This window comes from Brevundimonas sediminis, from assembly GCF_048799765.1.
Classification (GTDB): Bacteria; Pseudomonadota; Alphaproteobacteria; order Caulobacterales; family Caulobacteraceae; genus Brevundimonas.
The window spans coordinates 1-6,207 of sequence record NZ_JBLYQK010000061.1; the positions used below are offsets into that span (position 1 = coordinate 1).

At 39.6% G+C, this 6,207-nt stretch carries 12 protein-coding genes; all 12 read left to right on the plus strand.

The window, feature by feature from the left end:
- The coding region (locus ACLQ7T_RS16095; protein ID WP_420480281.1) for a type II toxin-antitoxin system RelE family toxin at positions 1-242 on the plus strand (242 nt) is incomplete at its 5' end.
- 145 nt (positions 243-387) lie between these two features.
- Positions 388-711 carry a hypothetical protein gene (locus ACLQ7T_RS16100; protein ID WP_001181903.1) on the plus strand — a complete coding sequence of 108 codons (324 nt, stop codon included), beginning with the start codon at positions 388-390 and terminating at the stop codon, positions 709-711.
- Between the two features lie 44 nt (positions 712-755).
- Positions 756-1,001 (plus strand): hypothetical protein, encoded by a 246-nt coding sequence (locus ACLQ7T_RS16105; RefSeq protein ID WP_000356546.1) that lies wholly within the window; start codon positions 756-758, stop codon positions 999-1,001.
- Entirely contained in the window at positions 985-1,206 is a 222-nt protein-coding gene (locus ACLQ7T_RS16110) for a hypothetical protein (RefSeq protein ID WP_001328106.1), read from the plus strand. The genes ACLQ7T_RS16105 and ACLQ7T_RS16110 overlap by 17 nt, the downstream gene beginning before the upstream one ends.
- A gap of 92 nt (positions 1,207-1,298) precedes the next feature.
- A complete protein-coding gene (locus tag ACLQ7T_RS16115) occupies positions 1,299-1,628 on the plus strand; it encodes a hypothetical protein (RefSeq protein WP_000866648.1) in 330 nt (109 codons plus the stop codon).
- Between the two features lie 42 nt (positions 1,629-1,670).
- Positions 1,671-1,850, plus strand: a complete 180-nt coding sequence (locus ACLQ7T_RS16120; RefSeq protein ID WP_024133577.1) for a hypothetical protein — start codon at positions 1,671-1,673, stop codon at positions 1,848-1,850.
- A 231-nt stretch (positions 1,851-2,081) separates the two neighbouring features.
- On the plus strand, positions 2,082-2,354 hold the full coding sequence (locus ACLQ7T_RS16125; RefSeq protein WP_000160399.1) for a hypothetical protein: 273 nt from the start codon (positions 2,082-2,084) through the stop codon (positions 2,352-2,354).
- 325 nt (positions 2,355-2,679) lie between these two features.
- Positions 2,680-3,225: a DNA distortion polypeptide 1 gene (gene ddp1 / locus ACLQ7T_RS16130; RefSeq protein ID WP_015060502.1), complete on the plus strand. Its 546-nt coding sequence runs from the start codon at positions 2,680-2,682 to the stop codon at positions 3,223-3,225.
- 2 nt (positions 3,226-3,227) lie between these two features.
- A complete protein-coding gene (gene mobP1 / locus ACLQ7T_RS16135; protein WP_137689447.1) occupies positions 3,228-4,394 on the plus strand; it encodes a MobP1 family relaxase in 1,167 nt (388 codons plus the stop codon).
- 352 nt (positions 4,395-4,746) lie between these two features.
- A complete protein-coding gene (locus tag ACLQ7T_RS16140; RefSeq protein ID WP_072276631.1) occupies positions 4,747-5,265 on the plus strand; it encodes a transcription termination/antitermination NusG family protein in 519 nt (172 codons plus the stop codon).
- A 207-nt stretch (positions 5,266-5,472) separates the two neighbouring features.
- Positions 5,473-6,087: a lytic transglycosylase domain-containing protein gene (locus ACLQ7T_RS16145; protein WP_420480282.1), complete on the plus strand. Its 615-nt coding sequence runs from the start codon at positions 5,473-5,475 to the stop codon at positions 6,085-6,087.
- A 37-nt stretch (positions 6,088-6,124) separates the two neighbouring features.
- Positions 6,125-6,207: hypothetical protein (locus ACLQ7T_RS16150; RefSeq protein WP_420480283.1), on the plus strand; the 83-nt coding region annotated here is incomplete at its 3' end.

A 6,207-nucleotide genomic window follows, 5' to 3' on the forward strand; every position in this document is an offset into this window, starting at 1 on the left:
AATGGCAGAAACTCGGCCACACCATCCGTGAACAATTCAAAAAGAAACTGGCAGAACGGCTGGAAAATCCACGCGTACCCGCAGCCCGGTTACATGGTCATGCTGATCGCTATAAAATCAAACTTCGTGCATCTGGCTACAGACTTGTATACCAAGTCATTGATGAGAAAGTCGTTTTACTCGTTATTGCCGTTGGAAGAAGGGAAAGCAGCGAAGTCTATCAGATCGCAGATTTGCGCTAAGATTAATCATCAAATGATTGACTGTTTACAGTCAGAGCGAGAGCATTAAAAATTTGCAATACCTGCAAATGCAGGTATAATAAAACACAAGAAAGGGAAACAGGTTCTCTTTCATCCAGAGCCCAAAGTGGGCGGGAGGTTAAAAATGCAAAACTACGCTAAATCTGTAGCCACAGAGATTTTACGTCAACTTGGTGGTAATCGTTTTATTGTTATGACTGGTGCTAAAAGTTTTTCTTACTTTGATGAAAACGGTGAGTGTGGGTTAACTTTCCGTTTGCCGTCAAATTTTGCAATGAAAGGCATCAACTTAGTAAAAATTAAACTGGATTTTACTGATACGTACCAGGTGAAATTTTCTCGTGTACGTGGTGCTGAAGTTAAAGATATTTCAAGATTCGATAATATCTATTGTGATCAGTTAGCGCGTTTATTTACACAGGAAACAGGGTTACATACCGTGTTATAGATAAAAAGGGGCATTAAGCCCCTTTTTTAGTTATGAGGAATAATATGGATAAAGATAAGATAATTAAGAAAAACAGAGGTAATTACTCCTATGTAATCAGAACGATGGATGAAGATGGGGATACGGTTTTTCACGTCTTAAAATATGTTAAGACGATTGATAAAACTAAAAGCAGGAAAACAGTAAGAAAATTGATAATGGACGAAAAACTCAACCTGGCATCATTGATGCTTCTGGATAATGGGGTTTTGTGTGATTGTCTGACAAAAGGGGATGAAAATGCAGAATAAACCTACACCTGAAGAAGTAAAGAATGCGCGGGTTGCGGCAGGTCTTACTCTTAAAGAAGCTGCTGATATTTTTGGTTATCAACTGAATTCCTGGCAGATGAAAGAAAGTGCAGGTAAGGCCAGTCGTTCTTTATCTATTGGTGAATATCAGTATTTATTGTTATTAGCAAATATGCATCCGTCTTACAGGCTGGTAAAAAAATAACTTGCCATACCTGCAAATGCAGGTATAATAAAACACAAGAAAGGGAAACAGGTTCTCTTTCATCCAGAGCCCAAGCTGGGCGGGAGCTAAAAATGAAAGTATTAACTTTTAAAAATGATACTGTCTCTGTTGGTGATATCTTTGTATCATCATGGGGCTATGAGCAAACCAATGTAACCTTCTACCAGGTTCTTTCTGTTCACGGTAAAAAAACCGTCACCGTTCGCGAGATTCGCGCTAATTCAGAATATACCGATTCAATGGTCGGCTTTAAAACTCCCGTTTTAAATGATTTTACTGGTGAATGTTTTAAGCGCCAGATAAAAGATTTTGGTGATGAGCTGGCAATCAAAATCGAAGATTTTGAAACTGCGTATAAAACTCTACCGGAAGAAAAACATCGATTTTCTTCTTACTACTAATTAATCAGGGGGGATATTCCCCCTTTTAGTAAAGGTCTGAAAATGGAAAGAGAGTTTAGCGCAAAAGCATCATTAAACCGAAATATAAAATTTTGGCTTGAGCAATGTGGATTATCTAAAGAAAGAGTTATTCGTTGTATTGATAACTGGTATGACCTTGCATACCCACCATCAGAACAGGAGAAAGCAAAAAAAGAAGCAATTGAGAAGTTAATAAAGTAAAGATAAAGATGGTATCAGGTTGTGGGGCAACCTGATACCGTGACACCTGATTCTATTGCGAGGAATAAAATGTCGGAACGCATATTATCAGCAATAAATGACGTTGAAAAGGGTGGGCGTCCGGTTTTCCCTTTGATGCCATTCCATGTCTTTCCTGAGTATATGGCATTACTCAGAAAAGCACTGGAAAAAAAGACACAAAAGAGAACAGATAAATAAACCGGAGGCTTTATGACAAAACATGATTTTGTGTCCTTTGTCAGTGGAGAATTGCGGCAAGGCGCTGTACGCTTTTCTCTTGCTTTTAACAGCAAAGGAGAAATTGTTCTGCACTGGACTAATAAAGCAGGAATACGAGTCTGGCGGATATTAAGTGGTAATCGTGGCAAAAAACCAAGCAAAGCTAACCTTGAAAGAATGAGTAACTTCCGGCGCTGGCTTTTTGATGCCCGTCAGGGCATGGAAGGCTACACTCAGCAACCTGAACAGAGCAACCTTAGCTGAATAGCCGAAGCCCTCCCGTATTTCGGGAGGTGCTTTCTGATATATTGCGCGGGACTGCGCTTGCGCTTCCTGCCAGACCGTTCGCGGAGCGAACCTGACGGCACTGTCCTTACCGCATTGATCGGGTTTCCGGTCGCAGACGTACGTATGTTCAGCCATGACAACATCAGCCTTTTTGCATTTTTGTTGATGCTCAAGCACAATTTATGAGCGGCGCCAGATTCACTGCGATGCAGGATAGGGCAAACGCCGCAAAATGACGTCTCTGACGCCATTCCGCAACATTTTCCCGGTGACCTACAGTCGGTTCTTGTTGGAGAATTTTATGAAAAAAGTTCAATTCAGAATTGATGAAAATCAGCATGATGATTTGCTGGATTGCCTTAAAACTCTTTATCCGGATGAACCAGCTTTAACAGTAGCTAAAGGCATGAAACTTTTAGCAAATGCTTTATTAAAAAGTAAAGCTGTCAGTAAGGATATAAATACGTTTTTTGATAATAATGATTTTATCAAAACAACGATGTACTTAACAGGTAAACAAAGGGCTGATATTGAAAGAGCTGCTAATCGTCACGGATGGACGTTATCACGAGAATGTCGTTACCGCATACAGACGACACTTGAAAATGAACTGGATTTCTTTGACCAGGAACTGCTGATGATGAATCGTTGCCGTAATTCAATTGATAAGATCGGTCGTAATTTCCATCATATCATTGTTAATGATCAGACCAGGGTTCTTGATAAAGATGGTTTCTATCAGGATGCGGAGCGTCTTACAACAGAAATTTTTAATCTTAAGAATCAGTTTGAGAATTACATTATGTTATGTAAAGGGAGAACTGTTTCAAATAAAGTGGAGATGTGATTATGGGCGTTTACGTTGATAAAGAACATCGTGTTAAACGAAAGTCATCAGAAAATGGTCGTAAGTCAGCTTTCGCTCACAAAGTCAAAAATGGTGGAAAGAACTATAGCCGCAATGTTCAGGAACGTATCAACCGCAAGGGTGCCAGTAAGGAGGTTGTTGTCAAAATATCTGGAGGTGCTGTTACTCGTCAGGGGATTCGGAACAGTATTGATTATATGAGCCGTGAGTCAGAGCTACCAGTGATGAGTGAAAGCGGTCGGGTATGGACGGGTGACGAAATTCTGGAAGCTAAAGAGCACATGATAGATCGTGCTAATGATCCTCAGCATGTGATGAATGATAAAGGTAAAGAAAATAAAAAAATCACACAGAATATTGTCTTCTCGCCTCCAGTTTCAGCGAAAGTAAAGCCTGAAGATTTGCTGGAGTCTGTCAGGAAAACGATGCAGAAAAAATATCCTAATCACCGTTTTGTTCTTGGATATCATTGTGACAAGAAAGAACATCCTCACGTTCATGTTGTTTTTCGTATCCGAGATAATGACGGTAAACGCGCTGACATCAGGAAAAAAGATTTACGGGAAATTCGTACAGGTTTTTGTGAAGAGTTGAAGTTAAAAGGTTATGACGTTAAAGCGACCCATAAGCAACAGCATGGACTTAATCAGTCTGTTAAAGATGCACATAATACAGCACCAAAAAGACAGAAAGGTGTTTATGAGGTTGTTGATGTTGGCTACGACCATTATCAGAACGATAAAACAAAGTCTAAGCAACATTTTATAAAGCTAAAGACTCTTAACAAGGGGGTTGAGAAAACATACTGGGGGGCTGATTTTGGGGACTTATGTTCGCGGGAAAGCGTTAAAGCAGGTGATCTTGTCAGACTGAAGAAACTTGGTCAGAAAGAAGTAAAAATCCCGGCGCTCGATAAAAACGGTGTTCAGCATGGCTGGAAAACGGTTCACAGAAATGAGTGGCAGTTAGAAAATCTGGGGGTTAAGGGCGTAGACAGAACACCTTCAGCCAGCAAAGAGCTGGTACTGAACAGCCCTGATATGCTGCTGAAGCAACAACAGCGAATGGCGCAGTTTACGCAGCAGAAAGCATCCACGTTACAGTCAGAACAGAAGCTGAAAACAGGGATTAAGTTTTGGAGTTTATAAGATTTAATATATTGATTATGAAAGAAAAATCTTTATTTTAGTTCGTGTGATCATCTTTTCGCCTTAAAAACAGATCGAAATTCTGCGTTTTAGCTATCATTCGATCTATCGATCTAAAAAACAGATCTGCAAAAGATGAATATTCTGTGTTTCATTGATTATGTGGAATAAATGAAAGTAAAATTGATTTATCAAGATCGAAAGATCTGTTTTATGTGTTGAACTTAGCATAAGCTACTTGTAGTATAAACTTCGCGCAATAGTAAAAAGTCTCTCTTCATAGGGGCGTGATTTCTCACAAGCAACCACGGTTGGCTTGTGTTTTGTCACATCTGTATATCGGGGATTGAGTATGAAAGGACAGAAACAGTTTTACCTGCTTCAGTGTTCTCCGCATTTTCATCAGTCGGTTCTGTTGCAGTTATCCCGGAGCGGTATCGCTTACTACAATCCAGTTATACGCACTTTCTATAAGAGGCGTGACTGTAGTGCATACAGGGGACAAATCATGCCAATGTTTCCCGGTTATGTATTCGTTCTTCTGGATTTTGAGGTTGTACATCCATCCTGCTTTACCCGGATGAAAAATGTTTATGGACTGGTCAGTTTTGGTGAATATCCTGCTGAAGTTCCTCTGAGTGTCATAAATGAAGTAAAAGAGCAGGAGAATATTTTTTCGATGAATTTAAGCCTGATGAATAACTCCTGTCTGGCAAAAATACTTCTCCTTGCAGACGCTTCAAAGCGTGGACAAGTCTTTGCCGACTATGTGTGTAACAGAAAATACGACAGGTTAAAAAATGACAGCTATAAAAGGAAAGCGGAAACCGCAACGCAATGTACTCTACCTTCCTACAGAAGTTCGTGTTGAAGTTGAAAAAATTGCAATTGAAATAAGTTTCAAGAGGGGGAGGCGTATCTCTGATTCTGGTTTTGTTCAGTATCTTATTAAAAAATACAAATCTCAGGCGATGAAAGAGCTTATTCATGGGGCTGATATTCCTGACGAGTGATAGCGCCCCGGTGTTCTGAATGTGGAATATTTATGTTATCTACTTCTACTTTTCTTGCGCTTGCCATGCAATGCGCTGCCAGCGTTCATCCCGACACAACGCACGAAGTCGCCAGGGTTGAATCAGGTTTTAACCCATATGCAATTGCGGAAATAATACCAAAGGTTAAACGCAAACCTGGTGATAAAGGCGTAGTATCTTACTTTCCAGAATCAAAGGAGGCAGCACTTAAGATCGTTAAAAACATTGAATTACGGAATCATCGTTACTCTGTAGGACTTATGCAAATAACAAGTACCAATTTTGCAAAGTTCGGCACAACAGCAGAGAAAATGTTTGATCCATGCGAAAATCTTAAGGTATCAGAAAAAATACTGGTTGACTGTTATAAACGAGGTGGCGACTTAGTGCGTGGGCTGAGTTGCTATTATTCCGGCAATCCAGAAACAGGAGTAAAGCCAGAACCTGAATTTAATAATACAAGTTATGTACAACGTATAGGATTTAGCCCTCCTGATAATAAAAAAATTTTTATTGTTCCCTCTGTAAAGGAAATGATTAAAAAGGAGAATAAGACGACTATCACACCTGAAGAAATCATTATATATCCTCAATACGCCATGCGTGGCACTGTATCAAATGAAAAGGAAACAAAAGATGTTGAAATTAAATCTGAATAAACGTTATTTAACGCTTTCTCTATTTATGGCTGCGTTGATGCTTTGTGTTGCAGAACCTGCTTTTGCGGATGATGTGTCTACGAAGACAACTGGTTTTTTACAGAAAATAATTGATTTTTT